This window comes from Thalassospira lohafexi (genome assembly GCF_002844275.1).
Taxonomy (GTDB): Bacteria; Pseudomonadota; Alphaproteobacteria; order Rhodospirillales; family Thalassospiraceae; genus Thalassospira; species Thalassospira lohafexi.
Genome location: NZ_NXGX01000006.1, coordinates 52,216 through 68,679, shown reverse-complemented (window position 1 = coordinate 68,679; position 16,464 = coordinate 52,216). Strand labels below are relative to the sequence as shown.

Annotated in this window: 19 protein-coding genes and 1 pseudogene; 12 read left to right on the top strand and 8 right to left on the bottom strand. The window is 55.4% G+C overall.

Going from position 1 to position 16,464, the window contains the following annotated elements; translation table 11 throughout:
• The first annotated feature begins 85 nt into the window (after window positions 1–85).
• The gene (locus COO92_RS15295) at window positions 86–499 is read left to right on the top strand and encodes a DUF1801 domain-containing protein (protein WP_101303490.1); all 414 of its coding nucleotides are present in this window, start codon (window positions 86–88) and stop codon (window positions 497–499) included.
• A 102-nt stretch (window positions 500–601) separates the two neighbouring features.
• Here COO92_RS15295 and COO92_RS15290 read toward each other — a convergent pair whose 3' ends face one another.
• The gene (locus tag COO92_RS15290; RefSeq protein WP_101303488.1) at window positions 602–916 is read right to left on the bottom strand and encodes an ArsR/SmtB family transcription factor; all 315 of its coding nucleotides are present in this window, start codon (window positions 914–916) and stop codon (window positions 602–604) included.
• A gap of 46 nt (window positions 917–962) precedes the next feature.
• Between COO92_RS15290 and COO92_RS15285 the strand changes: the two genes are divergently transcribed.
• From COO92_RS15285 to COO92_RS15250, 8 genes are all read left to right on the top strand, one after another.
• Window positions 963–1,775, top strand: coding sequence for an alpha/beta fold hydrolase (locus tag COO92_RS15285; protein ID WP_101303486.1), 813 nt, complete (start codon window positions 963–965; stop codon window positions 1,773–1,775).
• 152 nt (window positions 1,776–1,927) lie between these two features.
• Window positions 1,928–2,224: a type II toxin-antitoxin system RelE/ParE family toxin gene (locus COO92_RS15280; RefSeq protein WP_101303483.1), complete on the top strand. Its 297-nt coding sequence runs from the start codon at window positions 1,928–1,930 to the stop codon at window positions 2,222–2,224.
• 14 nt (window positions 2,225–2,238) lie between these two features.
• Window positions 2,239–2,535, top strand: coding sequence for a HigA family addiction module antitoxin (locus COO92_RS15275; protein ID WP_240626460.1), 297 nt, complete (start codon window positions 2,239–2,241; stop codon window positions 2,533–2,535).
• 112 nt (window positions 2,536–2,647) lie between these two features.
• The gene (locus tag COO92_RS15270) at window positions 2,648–3,301 is read left to right on the top strand and encodes a LysE family translocator (RefSeq protein WP_101303481.1); all 654 of its coding nucleotides are present in this window, start codon (window positions 2,648–2,650) and stop codon (window positions 3,299–3,301) included.
• 33 nt (window positions 3,302–3,334) lie between these two features.
• Window positions 3,335–3,772 carry an ArsR/SmtB family transcription factor gene (locus tag COO92_RS15265; RefSeq protein WP_101303479.1) on the top strand — a complete coding sequence of 146 codons (438 nt, stop codon included), beginning with the start codon at window positions 3,335–3,337 and terminating at the stop codon, window positions 3,770–3,772.
• A complete protein-coding gene (locus COO92_RS15260) occupies window positions 3,772–4,224 on the top strand; it encodes an SRPBCC family protein (RefSeq protein WP_101303477.1) in 453 nt (150 codons plus the stop codon). Before COO92_RS15265 ends, COO92_RS15260 begins: the two co-directional genes overlap by 1 nt.
• Before the next feature lie 155 nt (window positions 4,225–4,379).
• Entirely contained in the window at window positions 4,380–6,032 is a 1,653-nt protein-coding gene (locus COO92_RS15255; protein WP_101303475.1) for an MFS transporter, read from the top strand.
• Between the two features lie 200 nt (window positions 6,033–6,232).
• Window positions 6,233–6,961: a DUF899 domain-containing protein gene (locus COO92_RS15250; protein WP_101303473.1), complete on the top strand. Its 729-nt coding sequence runs from the start codon at window positions 6,233–6,235 to the stop codon at window positions 6,959–6,961.
• 75 nt (window positions 6,962–7,036) lie between these two features.
• Here COO92_RS15250 and COO92_RS15245 read toward each other — a convergent pair whose 3' ends face one another.
• The 4 genes and pseudogenes from COO92_RS15245 to COO92_RS15230 all read right to left on the bottom strand — a co-directional run bounded on the left by COO92_RS15245 (window position 7,037) and on the right by COO92_RS15230 (window position 10,326).
• Window positions 7,037–7,837: a MetQ/NlpA family ABC transporter substrate-binding protein gene (locus COO92_RS15245; protein WP_101303471.1), complete on the bottom strand. Its 801-nt coding sequence runs from the start codon at window positions 7,835–7,837 to the stop codon at window positions 7,037–7,039.
• Between the two features lie 88 nt (window positions 7,838–7,925).
• Window positions 7,926–8,585 (bottom strand): methionine ABC transporter permease, encoded by a 660-nt coding sequence (locus COO92_RS15240; protein WP_101303469.1) that lies wholly within the window; start codon window positions 8,583–8,585, stop codon window positions 7,926–7,928.
• 93 nt (window positions 8,586–8,678) lie between these two features.
• Window positions 8,679–9,407: pseudogene (locus tag COO92_RS15235) on the bottom strand (methionine ABC transporter ATP-binding protein); the annotation flags it as partial.
• A 256-nt stretch (window positions 9,408–9,663) separates the two neighbouring features.
• A complete protein-coding gene (locus tag COO92_RS15230) occupies window positions 9,664–10,326 on the bottom strand; it encodes a TetR/AcrR family transcriptional regulator (protein ID WP_101303465.1) in 663 nt (220 codons plus the stop codon).
• 239 nt (window positions 10,327–10,565) lie between these two features.
• On the opposite strand from COO92_RS15230, the gene COO92_RS15225 reads away from it, so the two are divergent.
• Together COO92_RS15225 and COO92_RS15220 are read left to right on the top strand one after the other, a co-directional pair.
• Entirely contained in the window at window positions 10,566–11,525 is a 960-nt protein-coding gene (locus COO92_RS15225) for a homocysteine S-methyltransferase family protein (protein WP_101303464.1), read from the top strand.
• Window positions 11,526–11,570: 45 nt separating this feature from the next.
• On the top strand, window positions 11,571–12,203 hold the full coding sequence (locus COO92_RS15220; protein ID WP_101303462.1) for a GNAT family N-acetyltransferase: 633 nt from the start codon (window positions 11,571–11,573) through the stop codon (window positions 12,201–12,203).
• 30 nt (window positions 12,204–12,233) lie between these two features.
• Here COO92_RS15220 and COO92_RS15215 read toward each other — a convergent pair whose 3' ends face one another.
• Together COO92_RS15215 and COO92_RS15210 are read right to left on the bottom strand one after the other, a co-directional pair.
• Window positions 12,234–12,689 (bottom strand): DNA polymerase III subunit chi, encoded by a 456-nt coding sequence (locus COO92_RS15215; RefSeq protein WP_101303460.1) that lies wholly within the window; start codon window positions 12,687–12,689, stop codon window positions 12,234–12,236.
• A 186-nt stretch (window positions 12,690–12,875) separates the two neighbouring features.
• Complete coding sequence (locus COO92_RS15210) at window positions 12,876–14,345, bottom strand: leucyl aminopeptidase (protein ID WP_101303458.1); 1,470 nt, start codon at window positions 14,343–14,345, stop codon at window positions 12,876–12,878.
• Between the two features lie 251 nt (window positions 14,346–14,596).
• Between COO92_RS15210 and COO92_RS15205 the strand changes: the two genes are divergently transcribed.
• The gene (locus COO92_RS15205) at window positions 14,597–15,829 is read left to right on the top strand and encodes an NnrS family protein (protein ID WP_101303456.1); all 1,233 of its coding nucleotides are present in this window, start codon (window positions 14,597–14,599) and stop codon (window positions 15,827–15,829) included.
• A 5-nt stretch (window positions 15,830–15,834) separates the two neighbouring features.
• Here COO92_RS15205 and COO92_RS15200 read toward each other — a convergent pair whose 3' ends face one another.
• Window positions 15,835–16,308 (bottom strand): GNAT family N-acetyltransferase, encoded by a 474-nt coding sequence (locus COO92_RS15200; RefSeq protein WP_101303454.1) that lies wholly within the window; start codon window positions 16,306–16,308, stop codon window positions 15,835–15,837.
• Window positions 16,309–16,464 lie beyond the last annotated feature (156 nt).

The window sequence follows — 16,464 nt, the reverse complement described above, 5'->3', positions numbered from 1 at the left end:
CTCCTTAAATGAAGTGCCGGGGTACACCACTCCGCCAATGCAACTTGCGGTTTTTATTCGAAATGAAGTTTGATAGTCTCCGGTCATGAGCACACCAGATAAACCCAAGCTGCTTTCAAGTGGCAATCCGCAAATCCCCAAGGGCGACGGCAACGAACCTGTCCAAGCCTATATTAGCGCCATGCCGGAATGGAAAGCAGACATCGGACGCCGCATCGACGATATCGTCGAGCAGGTATTTCCCGATGTACGCAAGGCCGTCAAATGGAACACGCCGCTTTATGGTAAGGATGACGGCTGGTTTCTGGCAATGTATTGCTACAAGAAATACGTCCAGATCACCTTCATGCAGGGCACATCCCTGACCCCTGTTCCCCCGGTAAGTTCAAAAACCCAAGGCACCCGCTATCTCAACATCCACAAGGATGATGCCCTTGACGAACCCCAACTCACCGACTGGATCAAACAGGCCATCGGGCTGCCCGGTGTAAAGCTGTAAGTCGGAAAAACCGCGCGGATACGACGTCATCATCAACAATCAAGACATAAGCCTGTCATCCCGCGTCCTGCCCTGATCACCGGCATGTTGCTCAAAGCCCGCTTACATTTGGGCCGAAAGCTCGGTGTGAAGCCACGTAATATACTCATGGATCGCGCGATCATCACGCTGGCAATATGACCATTTATGATGCTTCTTGACGGTGATGAACCCCGCCTGCCTAAGGATATCAAGATGCCGGCTTGCCGTGGGCTGTGCCACGCCAAGCGCCTTGGCAATCAGGGTCATGCACACCCCGAATGCCACCGGGTCTGCTGACCATTGATCTTTGAAATGCTTTTGCGGTGCTGCCAGCAGCCGAAGGATCGACATCCGAACCTCGCTGGCCATCGCCTTGATCTGTATTGACCTGTCCATCGATCAATCATATCGTAACTTAGCTAAATGACAATATGAGATCGTTATGCTGGAACTGCCAAACACATTGAACGTCGCGGAAAATGCCGTCAAATGGGGCTGCATTGGCAACGGGCCACCGCTTGTTGCCCTTCACGGCACGCCCTTTTCGTCGCAGGTCTGGCGTCGGATCGCACCGCAAATTGCCGATCACCGCACCGTCTATTATTTTGATCTGGTTGGCTATGGCCAGTCGGAAATGCGCGATGGTCAGGATGTCTCACTGGCGGTTCAGAACAATGTCCTTAGCGCGTTTATTCAGGAACTCGACCTTGGCTGCCCCGATGTGCTGGCCCATGATTTTGGCGGTGCAACCGCCTTGCGGGCCTATTACCTCAACGGTCTGCGCTATGCGTCCCTGACAATCTTTGATGCGGTTGCGCTGGCCCCGTGGGGCTCCCCGTTTGTTCAGCATGTGCGTGCCCACGAAGCCGCCTTTGCCGGGATGCCCGATTACATGCACCGCGCGCTTCTGCGGGCTTATTTGCAAACCGCGGCCTTCAATCCCTTGTCCGAGGATGCCTTGAACATCTATTGCGCGCCGTGGCTCGGCCCCGTCGGCCAGCCCGCCTTTTACCGCCAGATCGCCCAGATGGATCAGCGTTTCACCGATGAGGTACAGGGCCTTTACGCCGCGATGGAATGCCCCGTGACAGTCCTTTGGGGCGAACAGGACGACTGGATCCCCTATGAAACAGGCGCAAAACTGGCAAGTTTGATCTCTGACACCGCCTGCGTCCCCATTCCCGGTGCCGGACATCTGGTACAGGAAGACCGACCAGAAGCCATTGTTGCCGCTGTTCTAAAACAGCTATCCTAAAACAGCTCACCCGCGCCTGAGCGGCAAAATGCAATACCCGCCCGATTACCGGAAAAAGCTGTGTGCGAGCGTATCGCATAGATTCCAGTTATCACCATTGCTGATTGTACCATAGAGTGGTACAATGGTTCACATGTGAAGGAGAAAGCTGGATGATCGGGAGTTTTCGGGACAAATGGCTTGAAGACTTTTACGTCCTCAATCAATCGGGAAAGAAAATCCCGGCCGATATTGACGCCCGGCTGTTTCGCAAATTGCAGTTAATCGACGATGCCACATGCAGCAACGATTTACGCATACCGCCCAGCAACCATTTCGAAGCCTTGCAGGGCAAACTGGCGAACTATCATTCTATCCGAATAAATCGCCAATGGCGGCTGATCTTTCGTTGGGACGATACCAAAGGCGAAGCCACCAACCTTTACCTCGACAACCACAGCTATCGATGAGGCACCCCATGATCATGACAACCAGAAAACCCGTCAGCGTCGGTGAAATGCTCACCGCCGAGTTCATGGAACCAATGGCACTGACCCAGACCGCCTTGGCCGACGCCATGGGCGTCCCGCGCAAACATGTGAACGAACTGTGCAACAACCGTCGCCGGATTACCGCCGATACCGCCCTGATTCTTGCCCGCGTCTTTGGCAATAGCGCTGAGTTCTGGATCAACACCCAAACCCGCAATGACCTGTGGGACGCCCTGAACATCCCTGATCGCCGCGAACGCATCGACCGTGCGCGCTCCATTGCCGCCTGATCAACATTTCCACCTCCCCACATCCATTCCTGACATGAGCCTGTCAGCAGCATCTTGCTAGGGTCTGATCTCCGCCGATCAAATGGTTCGGTTGATAAACTGTGAGCGCCCCATGACATATGCTGAAAATCTCTGGCTGTTCTTCATCCTGCTTTCGGGCATCATCATTGTGCCCGGCATGGACATGTTTTTTGTCATTGCCAATTCCCTGACCGGCGGCAAACGCGCCGGGTTATCGGCCACCGCCGGGATCATGCTGGGCGGGGTCTATCACACGCTGCTTGGCGCGATTGGCATCAGTGCGCTTTTAGCCATCGCCCCGTGGCTTTTGAATGTCATGCTGTTTGTCGGGGCCGCCTATATGGTCTGGATCGGCATCACGCTTTTGCGCAGTGCGATCACCGTGGATCGCATCCGGGCGGCCAAAACCGCATCGCTTTGGATCGCCTTTCGACAGGGCATGATCACCTGCATCCTCAATCCCAAGGCATATCTGTTTATCTTTGCGGTTTACCCGCAATTCATCCGCCCCCATTACGGCCCGCTTTGGTCACAGGCCCTTGTCATGGGCATCATGACCGCCATCGTGCAGCTTGCCGTATATGGCGGACTTGCCCTTGCCGCCGGAACCAGCCGCACCCTCATGACCGGCAATCCGGTCGCAACGATTTTCATCGGGCGCGCGGCGGGGGCGCTGTTTATCGGTGTCGCCCTTCTCACCGCGTGGCAAGGCATGATCACATTCGGTATAACAACTTATGATTGACAGGCTGGTTTAAATGGTCAAATACTTAACCCCATGGTTAAGTATCAAGACGCCGAATTAAACGACATATTCTCAGCCCTCGCCGATCCGACGCGCCGGGCATTGCTGGCCCGGCTCGAAGGCGAAGACGCCCTGTCCATCAGCGCGCTGGCCCAGCCGTTTGAGGTGTCGCTGCCGGCGGTGATGAAACATTTGAATGTTCTGTCCGATGCCGGGTTGATCACGCGTGAAAAAACCGGGCGCACGGTCAGCGTCCGCCTTCAGGCCGAACCGATGGCCCACGCCATGCAATGGCTGTCGCGCTATGAACATTTCTGGACAGAACGCCTCGATCGGCTTGCCGCCTTTGTCGAAGCCGCCCCGGATGCCGAGACCACGTCTGAACCGGCCCAGTCGGCCCCGTCGGCCAAGTCGGCCAAGTCGGCCAAGTCGGCCAAGTCGCCCCATCCAAACGCATCAAAGGCCCCGTAATGGAACAACAAAAACCAAGCCTGACGATCCGGCGCCGCCTTGCCGCTCCGCCCGCAACAGTTTTTGCCGCATGGACCGATGGGCAAAAACTTGCCCAATGGTGGTCGCCCCATGACTGCGAAATGATGGATGCCCATCTTGATGTCCGGGTGGGCGGCGGTTTTCGCATCCGGTTCAAGGAATCCGGACAGGACGGCGAAATTCACGACGTCAGCGGTACCTATGACATCGTCGAAACCGATCAAAAACTATCCTTTAGCTGGCACTGGATCACCACGCCCGAACGCACATCGCATGTCACAGTGACCCTGACACCCGATGCAAACGGCACGGCAACCATCCTTGTCCTGCATCACGAACAGTTCGCCGATCAGGCCGCCCGCGACGGCCACCAAAACGGCTGGAACAGCACATTGGACAAACTCGAAACCTTTTGCGCCAAGGAGCAATAACCCCCTTGACCTCAACCATGGTTAAGGCCTGAGCATCGCCGCGAATTAAGACCGCGCAGCATACTGGACACCGATGCCGCCCCATGAACTTGCGCGATTGGCCTCAATCTATCGCGCCACGACGCCACCAAAAGAAACCCGAGGAACCACAAGACATGAGCGCCCCACAAGCCACCCCCAACACCGGCCAACCCGGTGCCAAGGCCACCAGCAAGGAATGGATCGGCCTTCTGGTCCTGACCCTGCCCTGCCTTCTGATTGCCATGGACATGACGGTTCTGCATCTTGCCGTGCCCCATCTGACCGCAAGCCTCAACCCGACCAGCGATCAGTTGCTGTGGATTGTTGATATCTATGGCTTTTTCATCGCCGGATCGCTGATCACCATGGGCACCCTTGGTGACCGGATCGGGCGGCGCAAACTTCTGATGATCGGCGGCGGCTGCTTTGGTGCGGCCTCGGTCCTTGCGGCCTTTTCCGATACGCCGGAAATGCTGATTTTCGCCCGGGGTGTGCTGGGCATTGCCGGGGCGACGCTGATGCCTTCTACCCTGTCGCTGATCCGCAACATGTTTCACAATGACAAGGAACGCTCCTTTGCCATTGCCGCATGGATGACCACATTCATGGTCGGTACGGCGGCCGGGCCGCTTCTGGGCGGTGTGGTGCTCAGCTACTTCTGGTGGGGGGCGGTGTTTTTGCTCAATGTGCCGGTGATGGCGCTGTTGTTGCTGGTCGCCCCGATCCTGCTGCCCGAACATAAGGCCGAACGCTTTGGCCGGCTTGACCTGTTCAGTGCCGCCCTGTCGCTGTGCTCGGTTCTTGCGATCATTTACGGGGTTAAGGTCTTTGCCGCTTACGGCTTTGGCATTGATGCGCTTGCCGCCCTTGTGCTTGGTCTGCTTGGCGCGTGGGTGTTCTTTCGCCGTCAGCGCAAACTTGCCGATCCGCTGCTTGATCTTGATCTGCTCAAACAGAAAACCATCGCACTTCCGATTGTCATTCAGACCGCAGTGATCTTTGCCGGGATGGCCTATTTCATGTTCCTGTCACAGGCCCTGCAACTTGTCATCGGCCTGACACCCATTCAGGCCGGGCTTTCCATGTTGCCCGCCACCCTCGCCGGGATTGTCGGATCGATGGGCGCACCGGTTCTGATGGGTCGCTATAAACCCGGACAGGTGATGACCGCCGCCCTGATCCTGACCGGGATTGGCTTTGGCATGTTGTCATGGCCCGGCAGTGTCGTCAGCCTTTACATCCTGATTGCCGGTGCGACGATCTTTTCGCTCGGCATTACCCCGGTTGCGATGATCTGTACCGATATGGTGGTGGCCTCTGCCCCGGCGGATCGGGCCGGATCGGCTGCTGCCATGTCTGAAACCAGTGCCGAGCTTGGCGGTGCCCTTGGCATTGCCGTTCTGGGCAGTGTCGGCACCGCGATCTATCGCGATGTCATGGTCAACGCCGTGCCATCGGGCATTGATGCCACGGCGGCGGAGGCCATTCGCAGCACGCTGGGCGGGGCGGTCAATGCGCTGACCAATCTGCCTCTGGCCCTGTCATCCGATATCCTGCCCATCGCCCGTGCGGCCTTTACCGACGGGCTTCAGGTGATTTCAATCATCTGCACCATTCTGATGGTTTTATCGGCCATCGGCACCCTGATTGCCCTGCGCGATGCCCGCTGCGAGACCAATGACACCAACGACACCGGTGACAGCAATGACGATGACGGCGCACACGGCGATGCCGTGATTGATCCGACCTTAAAACAGGCGGTCTCCGCCACGGGACCCGTGAAGTAACCCCGATAAGCGCGCCCGACATCCAGGCAGATGAAAGGCACGCCTTCTCTGCCGTTCGCCCCTCAACCGGGGCGCGGCAGCCGCGGCCCTGACGGCCCAAACAAACACTTAGAACAGCCCAAACTACATAGCCTTGCCGCCCCTTGGATCAACGCCGCCGACCGACCAGAGCAATTTTCCAGTCCAATTTGGAGGATACAATGAAACGTCCAGAAATCGTCTCACGCACGCAATGGCTCGACGCCCGCAAAACGTTACTTGCCCGCGAAAAGGAACACATGCGGGCCTATGACCGCCTGTGCGAAGAACGCCGGGCTTTGCCGTGGGTCAAGGTCGACAAGGACTATGTTTTTGACACGCCCGATGGCCAAAAATCGCTGACCGACCTGTTTGACGGACGCCGCCAGCTCATTGTCTATCACTTCATGTTCGGGCCGGGCTGGAAAGAAGGCTGCGTTGGCTGTTCCTTCCTTGCCGATCATTTTGACGGCGCCAACCTGCATCTCAAACATCATGATGTGTCGCTGGTTGTGGTCTCGCGCGCCCCGCTTGCCGAATTTCAGCCGTTCCAAAAACGCATGAACTGGGATTTCCCATGGGTTTCATCGGCCGGATCGGACTTTAATTATGATTTTGACGCATCCTTCCGCCCCGAAGACGTCAAGGCGGGTACGGCGACCTATAACTTCCGCCCCTATACCGGCAAGATGGAAGACCTGCACGGCGAAAGCGTCTTTGTCCGCGATCCCGACACCGGCGAGATTTTCCACACCTATTCCAGCTACGCCCGCGCCGGGGATGCGCTGATCGGTGCGCACACATTCCTCGACATGACCCCATATGGTCGCAACGAGGACGGGGTGATGAGTTGGGTGAAGCTGCATGATTTGTATGAGGATTACAAATCAGCTGATTCGGGCTGTCACTAAACCCGACAAATGCAAATCGCCCGCGCGCCTGATTTAGGCGGCGGGCGATTCACTTATTTTGAATAATAGCTGGGATTATTCAGAAATTTTGAATACCGGAAGCACCGAACCTTCGTATTTGGTTTCGATGAATTCGCGGATGCTGTCATCGTGATACGACTCAACCAGGGTCTTGACCCAGGGTTTGTCTTTATCCTGCGTGCGGGTGACAATCACGTTGGCATACGGGCTGTCATTGCCTTCAATCACAATCGAATCCTTGACCGGATTCAGACCGGCTTCCAGCGCGTAGTTGGTGTTGATCGCCGAGGCATCAAGATCGGTAAGCGAGCGCGGAAGCTGTGCGGCGTCCAGCTCTATGAACTTGATATTCTTGGGGTTTTCAATCACGTCAAGCGGGCTGACAACCAAGCCTGCATCCGGATCAACCTTGATCAACCCTTGTGACTGCAGCACCAGAAGCGCACGGCCACCATTGGTCGGGTCGTTCGGAATACCGATTTCCGCACCGTCTTTAAGCTCATCAAGGCTTTTGATTTTGTCGGAATAAATGCCCATCGGGGTCAGGATGTTATAGCCAACCACCGTAAGGTCATAGCCACGGTCCTTGATCTGGTTATCCAGATACGGTTTGTGCTGGAAACTGTTGGCATCCAGATCGCCATCATCAAGTGCCTGGTTCGGAATAACATAATCCGAGAAGCTGATGATTTCGATGTCCAAACCCTTGGTAGCTGCGACTTTGGCGACTTGTTCCATGACTTCTTCATGGGCACCCGGGGTCACTGCGACCTTGATTTTTTCATTGGCGATTGCCTGCCCGGTCAGGGCGGCAGTCAGAACGGCGGCAGCCGTCAGTTTAAGTAGAAACCGCATGATAAAGCTCCTTGGTTGCTTTGTTTTCTTTGGTGTTTTGCGGGAATTCGAAAAATCGAATGTGGGGCGTCAATTCTGTATTTTGCGATCAGATGTTGCGTTTATCCGCCTTGCGCGCCAGCCGGTCGCCAAACATCTGTACCGCCTGAACCACAACAATCAGGGTCACCACCACCAGCGCCATCACATCGGGACGGAACCGTTGATAACCATAGCGAATGCCAAGATCACCAAGCCCGCCAGCACCGACAGCGCCGACCATGGCTGAATAGCCAATCAGGGTCACCGCCGTCAGCGTCAGACCATGAATAATGCCCGGCAGGGCTTCGGGCAGCAGTACCTTGGTCACAACCTGAAGCGGGCGTGCGCCCATGGCTTGGGCGGCCTCGGTCAGGCCGCTATCCACTTCGCGGATCGCCCCTTCGATGATGCGGGCAATAAACGGAATGGCCGCCACGGTCAGCGGTACGATGGCCGCAGACGTGCCGATTGATGTGCCGACGATCAGCCGGGTAAACGGAATGATCGCAACCGCCAGAATGATGAACGGCACCGAGCGGGTCGCATTGACAATCGGGCCAATAAGCTTTTGAAACAGCGGTGCTTCAAGCAATTCACCCCGACCAGAAGTTGCCAGTAATACGCCAAGCGGCAAGCCAAGGGTAGTCGCCAGAAACAGCGACACGCCGACCATATAAAGGGTTTCCCAAGTCGCCTGAAGCAGGATTGGTGCGAGTGTTGTTAGCATGGCTTAGCCCTCCTGCCCGTCAGATATCGTGGCGGATGCATCAGCATCCGTAGCAGCATCGGTACCCGCCCGAAATTCCATAAACTCATCGGCCAGAAGCGACTGGGTTGTCGCATGTACCGGATTGGCGAAGATGCTACTCACATTGCCTTCTTCGACAATCACGCCGCGATCCATCACCGCCACCCGGTCACACAGCGCCTTGACCACCGCCATTTCATGGGTGATCACCACCATGGTCAGGCCAAGACGTTTGTTGATGTCTTTGAGCAGCGTCAGGATTTGACGGGTGGTTTCGGGATCAAGCGCGGATGTGACCTCGTCACACAGCAAAACCTTGGGATTGGACGACAAAGCGCGCGCAATACCGACACGCTGTTTCTGCCCACCGGATAATTCCGCAGGATAGCGATCACGTTTGTCATCAAGCCCAACAAGGGGCAACAGCGGATCGACGGCGGCGGCAATTTCAGCCTTGCTGGCACCGGCCAGTTCAAGCGGCAATGCGATGTTGCCATAGACCGTGCGCGACGACAGAAGGTTAAAGTGCTGAAACACCATGCCAAGCTGGCGGCGGAACAACGGCAAGTCGCGCTTGGAAAGTGTGGTGACTTCTGCCCCATCGACAATCACAGAGCCCGAAGTCGGCCGTTCAAGCAGATTGATGCAGCGGATCAGAGTTGATTTCCCGGCACCTGATCTGCCAATCACGCCGACAATCTCGCCCGCCGCAATATCAAGATCAATACCGCGCAATGCCGCATGGGCATCGTTGCCGCGTCGGGCAGGATATGTTTTCTGAACGTTCGAGAGCCTGATCATCGGTCTCAACCTTTTCCGTACATACAAAAAAACCGCCGCGGCGAAACCGAGGCGGTCGTACATACGGAGCATATACGCCCTCTCGCTTTAGCCGCATTTTTATCGCGCCCGCAAGCTGAGGAGCAAATCGGCGCGTTCGATATGACTGGTATAATTGACTAAAGCCGGTTCTTCAATGGCAATGATCATGCAATTTACGCATAGCTTTTATGATAGCCGCCTGATTAACAAATATTTTTTGTATAACCAGCCAGCGTCAGCCAGCCTGTTTGGCAAACAGCAACTTAACAAAACTGCGCAGCAGCATGATCTGATTTGCCAGCATTTGCGGACGCCCAAGTGCCTTGGACATCACGATGCCACCTTCGACCACGGTGGACACCATATCGGCCAGTTCATCAAGATCAACCGGTTCGTTTGGCGGGTATTGTACAACAACCCTGTCAAGAATTGTGCGAAACCGGTCACGCCATCCTAACACTGCCTGCTGGTTTAACTGGCGGACTTCCTGATCAAATAACCGTTCCTGATAGCAATAGACGGCAATCAGGCATCCCGGATGGCCGTTTGGCAAGTCTTCCACCAGCTCGGCCAGCATTTTAAGCCCGATGAGAAACTGCTGGAGCGGATCATCTGTCAGTTCCTGCCCACGGTTAAACACCTGATCAAGGATGATTTCATCCTGATCGATGTGCCGGAGCAAAAGTGCACGCGCCAGTTCGTTCTTATCCTTGAAATGATAGAAGAACCCACTTTTGGTGATCTCGGCTTCGCAGATGATTTCCTCGATCGAGGTCGCACCGAACCCTTTTTGCAAAACAGCCTGTTCGGCAATTTCAAGAATGCGTTCGCGCGTGCGTTCGCCCTTGCCCTTGGCCGCATCGGTGTTCACACCGGGCCGATCTATTATCTGGTTCATCACATTACCCTACCGCCGGTACAGTTTTTCGTCGCACAGCATACCCCGATTGCGCCAGATTGCCGACCCAATCGCGTATCCATTTGTTTTTGAATGACTTTAAGCAAATCCCAAAACCGCACCGCGTGCGCACTAGAAGAAAAATCCAACCAGAGCGACACTTCGCGCCCACAACTTGCCCCGGCCTAAATAGCGTCAGGGTAGAATTTTTAAAACCCAAAAATGTGAAATACGACGTTATGACCCACCACCATCACAACTTGCCGCCCCTCGCGCCCACCAAATTCATCACCGATGGCGGCCTTGAAACGACCCTGATTTTTCATGACGGAATCGACATCCCCTATTTCGCGTCGTTTGATCTTTTGAAGACGAAGGACGGTTACGACCGGGTTTATGCCTATTACGCGCGTTACCTTGAAATTGCCCGCACGGCCAAGGTCGGCTTCATTCTTGAAAGTCCAACCTGGCGTGCGAGCAGCGACTGGGGTCCGTGCACGGGCTATTCCGCCGCTGAACTGGCCGACATTAATGTCAAATCAATCGCCATGATGGCTGATCTGCGTGATCAGTATCAAACTGCCGATACCCCATGCCTGATCAGTGGCTGTGTTGGACCACGCGGTGATGGCTATACCCCGTCAAATCGCATGACCACCCAGCAGGCCCGCGATTATCACGCTGTGCAAATCGAAAGCTTTGCGGGAACAGCGGTTGATATAGTGTCCGCCATTACGATGAATTATCTCGACGAAGCACTTGGCATTGCGCTGGCGTGTAAGGATGTGGGCATCCCTTGCGTCATTTCCTTTACCGTTGAAACCGATGGCCATTTGCCAAGCGGGGAAACCATCGAGGAAGCAATTGCACGGGTCGATCATCACACCGGGGCCTATCCGGTTTATTACATGATCAATTGCGCCCATCCCGATCATTTCCGCGACAAGCTTGACGGCAACGGGGCGTGGAAAAACCGCATTTGCGGGGTGCGCGCCAATGCATCGCGCCAAAGCCATGCAGAGCTTGATGCCTGCGAACATCTTGACGATGGCAATCCTGATGAGTTGGGCCGTCTGTATCGTGATCTTGCCAGCGTGTTGCCGAACCTTTCGGTGATTGGCGGCTGCTGCGGGACCGATCATCGTCACGTTACCGCCATGGCCGACCATGCGTTACCGCATCTTCACGCTGCACGCTAAGCCACAAAACCCACATAAAACCCAAAAAACGACGGGACACGAGCAATGAATATGAGCTTCAAACCAGCCCCCATGTCAGACGCGCCACAGACCACACCACCCCTTGATATACGGCGCGCCACGCCAAATGACGCCGATGCCATGGCCAAACTGATCAATATCGCGGGCGAAGGCCTGCCGGTGTATCTGTGGCAGAACATGATCGAGGGCAGTGAGACCGCATGGGATGTCGGCCGCAGACGCGCACAACGTGAAGAAGGCGGGTTTTCATACCGCAACACGCAATTTGCCTTTGGCGAACATCAAATCATGGGGGCGGTAATTGGCTATGCCCAGCCTGATACGGCTGAGCCGGTCAATCGGAATGAAATTCCGGCGATGTTTGTGCCAATCCTTGAACTTGAAAGCCTCGCGCCGGGCAGCTGGTACATCAATGTGCTGGCGGTGTTTCCGCCGTTTCGCAATCGCGGGGTGGGATCGGTTTTGGTGCAGGCCGCCGAAAACGATGCACGTGACGCTGGCAAACAGTCGGTCAGCATTATCGCATCGGATGGCAATCCCGGTGCCGTGCGTCTTTATGAACGCATGGGCTATACCGCCTGTGCGACGCGTAAAATGGTCAAGGAGGGGTGGGAAAACCCCGGTGAAAACTGGATACTTCTGGTTAAATCGATCTGATCACCTCGAACATGCAAAAGGCAGAAGGCATCAGCTTTCTGCCTTTTTCTCCCACGCCCCTTGCGGGGTTTGCTGCCAATAGGACAGCTTGTGTCCAGCGTCTTTCCAATCTTTCCAGCGCGTGCGGGCTTCTGCCACTGCGTCATGATCGCGATCATCAAACAGCATGATCACCCGTTCATAATCAGCGATTTTTTCGCTGATCGCCCGGTCGGTCAGAAACAGGAACTGGGCACCATTGGGGTTTTCATCCTCAGACGTTAGCCAGACCGGCTGCATTTGCGGATCGCCATCCGATTTTGCCCCATGGGGCAACCAGCTTGCCGCGTCATAGGTCCAAAGCAGGGTATTGATGGCATCAACCCGTTGCTCAATCCCGGTCATCACCACAGCACGCTTTTCCCGCTCCAATGTCTTGGACAGCAGGGTCGGAAGTGCGCGTTCCAGCGGCATGCTGGTGAGATGATAGAACCAGATATCAGCCATAGAGGATTTCTATCCCGAAGACGAAAACGGGGCAAGGTGATCATCACCCTGCCCCGGATTAATTTGCAATGCGTTCAGCCCGTCAATGCATCTTGGCAAATGCCCGAACACGCATGCCTCCGAACACGCATGCAATGGATTCTCGCCTGCGCGGGACTGACGGCGCGGCTTAGGGACAGTGTGGCTTTACGCTTCGTAGTTATCAGCCACAAAGCGATCAAGCAGACGCACGCCAAAACCAGTCGCCCCTTTTGGTGTGACTTCCTTGTCAGATGTCGACCACGCGGTTGCGGCAATATCAAGATGCGCCCACGGACGATCCTTGGTGATAAAGCGTTTGAGGAACTGGGCCGCGGTGATCGAACCCGCAGCACGGCCGCCAACGTTTTTCATATCGGCAATGTCAGATTTGATCTGCTTGTCATAGCCAGCACCCAGTGGCAAACGCCAAACGGTTTCATCGACCGAAAGCCCCGCCGTGGTGATTTGCTGTGACAGGTCATCATTGTTGGAAAACAGACCGGCATTTTCATGACCAAGGGCAATGATCACAGCCCCCGTCAGGGTCGCCAGATCCACGATCAAACGCGGATCGTGTTTTTCCTGAACGTATGTCAGCGCATCACACAGAACCAAGCGGCCTTCGGCGTCGGTATTGATGACTTCAATCGTCTGCCCCGACATTGAGGTCACAACATCGCCCGGACGCTGTGCGGTTGAGGATGGCATATTTTCAACAAGGCCGATAACCCCGACCACGTTGCATTTCGCCTTACGCCCGGCCAGTGCCTTCATAAGGCCGGACACAACACCGGCACCGCCCATGTCAAACTTCATGTCTTCCATGCCAGCCGCCGGTTTGATCGAAATACCGCCGGTATCAAAGGTCACGCCCTTGCCAACGAAGGCGACGGGGGCGTCTTTTTTCTTGCCACCGTTCCAGCGCATGACAACCATATAAGGCTTTTGGGCCGAGCCCATGGCAACGCCCAAAAGCGCGCCCATGCCAAGCTTTTTCATTTCCTTTTCGTCAAGCACGTCAATCTCGACACCGAGCTTTTCCAGCGCGCTGACTTCTTTCATGAAGCTTTCAGGATAGAGAACATTGGCCGGCTCAGACACCAGATCGCGGGTGAAGAACACGCCTTCGACAACCTTTTTGGCGCTATCGAACTGTTTCTTGGCATCCTTGTGATCGCGCGCGGCAATCGACAGGGCCTTAAGAACCGGCTTGTCGTCCTTGGTTTCGGTGGTGCGATATTTATCAAACCGATAGTCGCGCAGCATGGCACCGGTTGCGAAATCACAGGCCAAACCATCCATATCAAACAGAACCGACAGGTCTTTCTCCCCGGTCGAAATCGCACGGGTGGTCACCGTGCCGCCAAGTTTCTGGGCGGCGATCACGTCAAACTCAGCTTCCTTGCCAATCCCGAAAACAATCACGCGCGACAGATCAACATTGGCCGGGGCCAGAATCTGCAGGCTTTGGCCGGACTTGCCCTTAAAAGTCGAAGATTTGATCGCCTTGGTGATTGTACCGCCCATGGCTTCATCAAGGGCAACCGCACTTGGCATCAAGTCGGCACCTTCGGTGGCAAAAGCGATGACTGCACCGCTGGTCGGAAGGGCAAGATCGGAAAACGTGATCTTCATGGTGAACAGGACTCCTGTCATGTTTCGGGGCACACAGCCCTTTTCAAAAGCAGCTGTGTTGTTGAAATACTGCCCTTAATCTAGCGCGTTAAACGGCGATGAAAAGGTTTATCGTTGAAAAAGCTGCGTGATTTCACGCAATAGCAATGGTTTGATCGATAAAAACATTACCGATGCCGATTGCGCAACATCAAGGACGCCCCTTACAAAGGCGCTATTATGACGCATTCCAGCCTTTTGGAGCCTGCATCATGAATGCCAAAACTGCCCCCGTTTCAATCCGTGAACCCGCAGCACAACCCCATCCATTCTGGAGCGTTGCGTTTCGCCCGCTTTTCCTGTGTGCGGGCATTCTTGCCATTGTTGCCGTTGTCTGGTGGGTTGCCGGGTTTGTCCATGGCGTCCCGACACCGATCCTTGGCACCGCATCCTTCTGGCATGCCCATGAGATGATTTTTGGCTTTGGCGGGGCGGCGATTGGCGGGTTCCTGTTAACCGCGATTGCCAACTGGACCGGTCGCCCGGCGATTTCCGGGCCGATGTTAATGGGCCTTACATTTTCGTGGGTTTTGGGTCGGGGCGTGATTGGCTTTGGCGAAAGCCTGCCTGCTGCATTGGTGATCCTTGGGGCAATTGGCTATTTCGTCTTTTTGATTGCGCTGGGCCTGCGGGAACTTGTCGCGGCGCGCAACTTTAAAAACCTGCGGGTTTTGGCGGTGATTGGTGTGATTGCGCTGTTTGATGGATTGTTCATCGCGGCCTGTCTTGATGCCGTCGCCCTTGATGCGGTGATGCTCTATCAAACCGCCATTCTGACGATCATTTTGTTGATATCGCTGATTGGCGGGCGGGTGATCCCGGCCTTTACCCGCAACTGGATGACCCGCGATAATATCGACGCACTGATGCCCAAAATGTTTAACCGGTTTGATATGCTCTGCCTTGCCAGTGTCGCCATCAGCATCATCGCCGGGATTATTGATCCGGCGGGCATGGCATTTGGTTCTGCCCTGCTGCTGGCTGCGATCCTTCATACCGTAAGATTGATCCGCTGGCGCGGCATTCATAGCTGGCGTGAGCCAATTGTCGCCATGCTGCATCTGGGCTATTTCTGGGTGCCGGTTGGGCTTGCCCTTCTGGGCGCATCCGTCATCTGGCCTGATGCCATCACAAGCCGCGATGCCCTGCATGGGCTGACCGGCGGGGCGATTGCCTGCATGATCATTGCCATTGCTGGCCGTGCGGCCCTTGGCCATACCGGGCGGGAGGTGCGCGCAGGTGTGTTGCTGAATGCTGCCTTTGCCCTGATCTGGGTTTCAACCGTGTTTCGGATTGTCGCGGGTCAAAGTGATGGCCATTACATCACCCTGCTGGCAATTGCCACATTGATGTGGATTGGCGGCTGGCTGGCGTTTTTGATTGGCTATGGGCCGGTTCTGATCGGACCGTCGCAGAAGAAAACGCGCGGCATTCCGGTGCGCTAAACGCGTTAGGTGAAGTCAAACAGCGACATCGACGGGTTGGATTTGATGTATTCGACTTCGCCACCATCTTCATCCCCGGTGCTGATCCAGCCGTGCATTTCGTAAAAGCCATGTGCACGGTTTTTGGGGTCGGCCCCGGTGGTCAGCGAGATGTCGTCGCATCCCTGTTCAAACAGCCAGTCCTCAGCCATGCGCAACAATGCCGCCCCCACACCGCGCCCTTCAAAATCGGGATCGACGAACAGCGCCCATAATGTCGACTCAGATGGGATGGCGATGGCAAAACCCGCCGCCGAGCCATCCAGATCGGCAATCCAGATGCCGTAGCCGTCCGTCAACCATTTGCCAAAGGCCGTTTTGGTGATGCCGCGTTCGGCAAGCTGACTGGCCGACAGGTGGTTTTCGCGCACGCGGCTTCGGATGGCGAAAATAGCCCCGACATCGCCGGTCCGTGCTTTGCGAATTTTTAGTCCGGCCATGTGTGTTTAAATCCTGCGTCACCTTCATCGGGCGGCACTTTGGCCAAGCCGTTGCATCACGCGATTATAGTTTAAAAGTTCGATATAGACTTTAAGCTTTAGGTGTTATGAAAACTTTTCGATGAGAAGATAATACCATTGTTGCGACCCTTAGTA

Coding starts and splice junctions, on each gene's coding strand:
- COO92_RS15295 (WP_101303490.1), top strand. CDS start 86: ATGAGCACACCAGATAAACCCAAGCTGCTTTCAAGTGGCAATCCGCAA.
- COO92_RS15290 (WP_101303488.1), bottom strand. CDS start 916: ATGGACAGGTCAATACAGATCAAGGCGATGGCCAGCGAGGTTCGGATG.
- COO92_RS15285 (WP_101303486.1), top strand. CDS start 963: ATGCTGGAACTGCCAAACACATTGAACGTCGCGGAAAATGCCGTCAAA.
- COO92_RS15280 (WP_101303483.1), top strand. CDS start 1,928: ATGATCGGGAGTTTTCGGGACAAATGGCTTGAAGACTTTTACGTCCTC.
- COO92_RS15275 (WP_240626460.1), top strand. CDS start 2,239: ATGACAACCAGAAAACCCGTCAGCGTCGGTGAAATGCTCACCGCCGAG.
- COO92_RS15270 (WP_101303481.1), top strand. CDS start 2,648: ATGACATATGCTGAAAATCTCTGGCTGTTCTTCATCCTGCTTTCGGGC.
- COO92_RS15265 (WP_101303479.1), top strand. CDS start 3,335: ATGGTTAAGTATCAAGACGCCGAATTAAACGACATATTCTCAGCCCTC.
- COO92_RS15260 (WP_101303477.1), top strand. CDS start 3,772: ATGGAACAACAAAAACCAAGCCTGACGATCCGGCGCCGCCTTGCCGCT.
- COO92_RS15255 (WP_101303475.1), top strand. CDS start 4,380: ATGAGCGCCCCACAAGCCACCCCCAACACCGGCCAACCCGGTGCCAAG.
- COO92_RS15250 (WP_101303473.1), top strand. CDS start 6,233: ATGAAACGTCCAGAAATCGTCTCACGCACGCAATGGCTCGACGCCCGC.
- COO92_RS15245 (WP_101303471.1), bottom strand. CDS start 7,837: ATGCGGTTTCTACTTAAACTGACGGCTGCCGCCGTTCTGACTGCCGCC.
- COO92_RS15240 (WP_101303469.1), bottom strand. CDS start 8,585: ATGCTAACAACACTCGCACCAATCCTGCTTCAGGCGACTTGGGAAACC.
- COO92_RS15230 (WP_101303465.1), bottom strand. CDS start 10,326: ATGAACCAGATAATAGATCGGCCCGGTGTGAACACCGATGCGGCCAAG.
- COO92_RS15225 (WP_101303464.1), top strand. CDS start 10,566: ATGACCCACCACCATCACAACTTGCCGCCCCTCGCGCCCACCAAATTC.
- COO92_RS15220 (WP_101303462.1), top strand. CDS start 11,571: ATGAATATGAGCTTCAAACCAGCCCCCATGTCAGACGCGCCACAGACC.
- COO92_RS15215 (WP_101303460.1), bottom strand. CDS start 12,689: ATGGCTGATATCTGGTTCTATCATCTCACCAGCATGCCGCTGGAACGC.
- COO92_RS15210 (WP_101303458.1), bottom strand. CDS start 14,345: ATGAAGATCACGTTTTCCGATCTTGCCCTTCCGACCAGCGGTGCAGTC.
- COO92_RS15205 (WP_101303456.1), top strand. CDS start 14,597: ATGAATGCCAAAACTGCCCCCGTTTCAATCCGTGAACCCGCAGCACAA.
- COO92_RS15200 (WP_101303454.1), bottom strand. CDS start 16,308: ATGGCCGGACTAAAAATTCGCAAAGCACGGACCGGCGATGTCGGGGCT.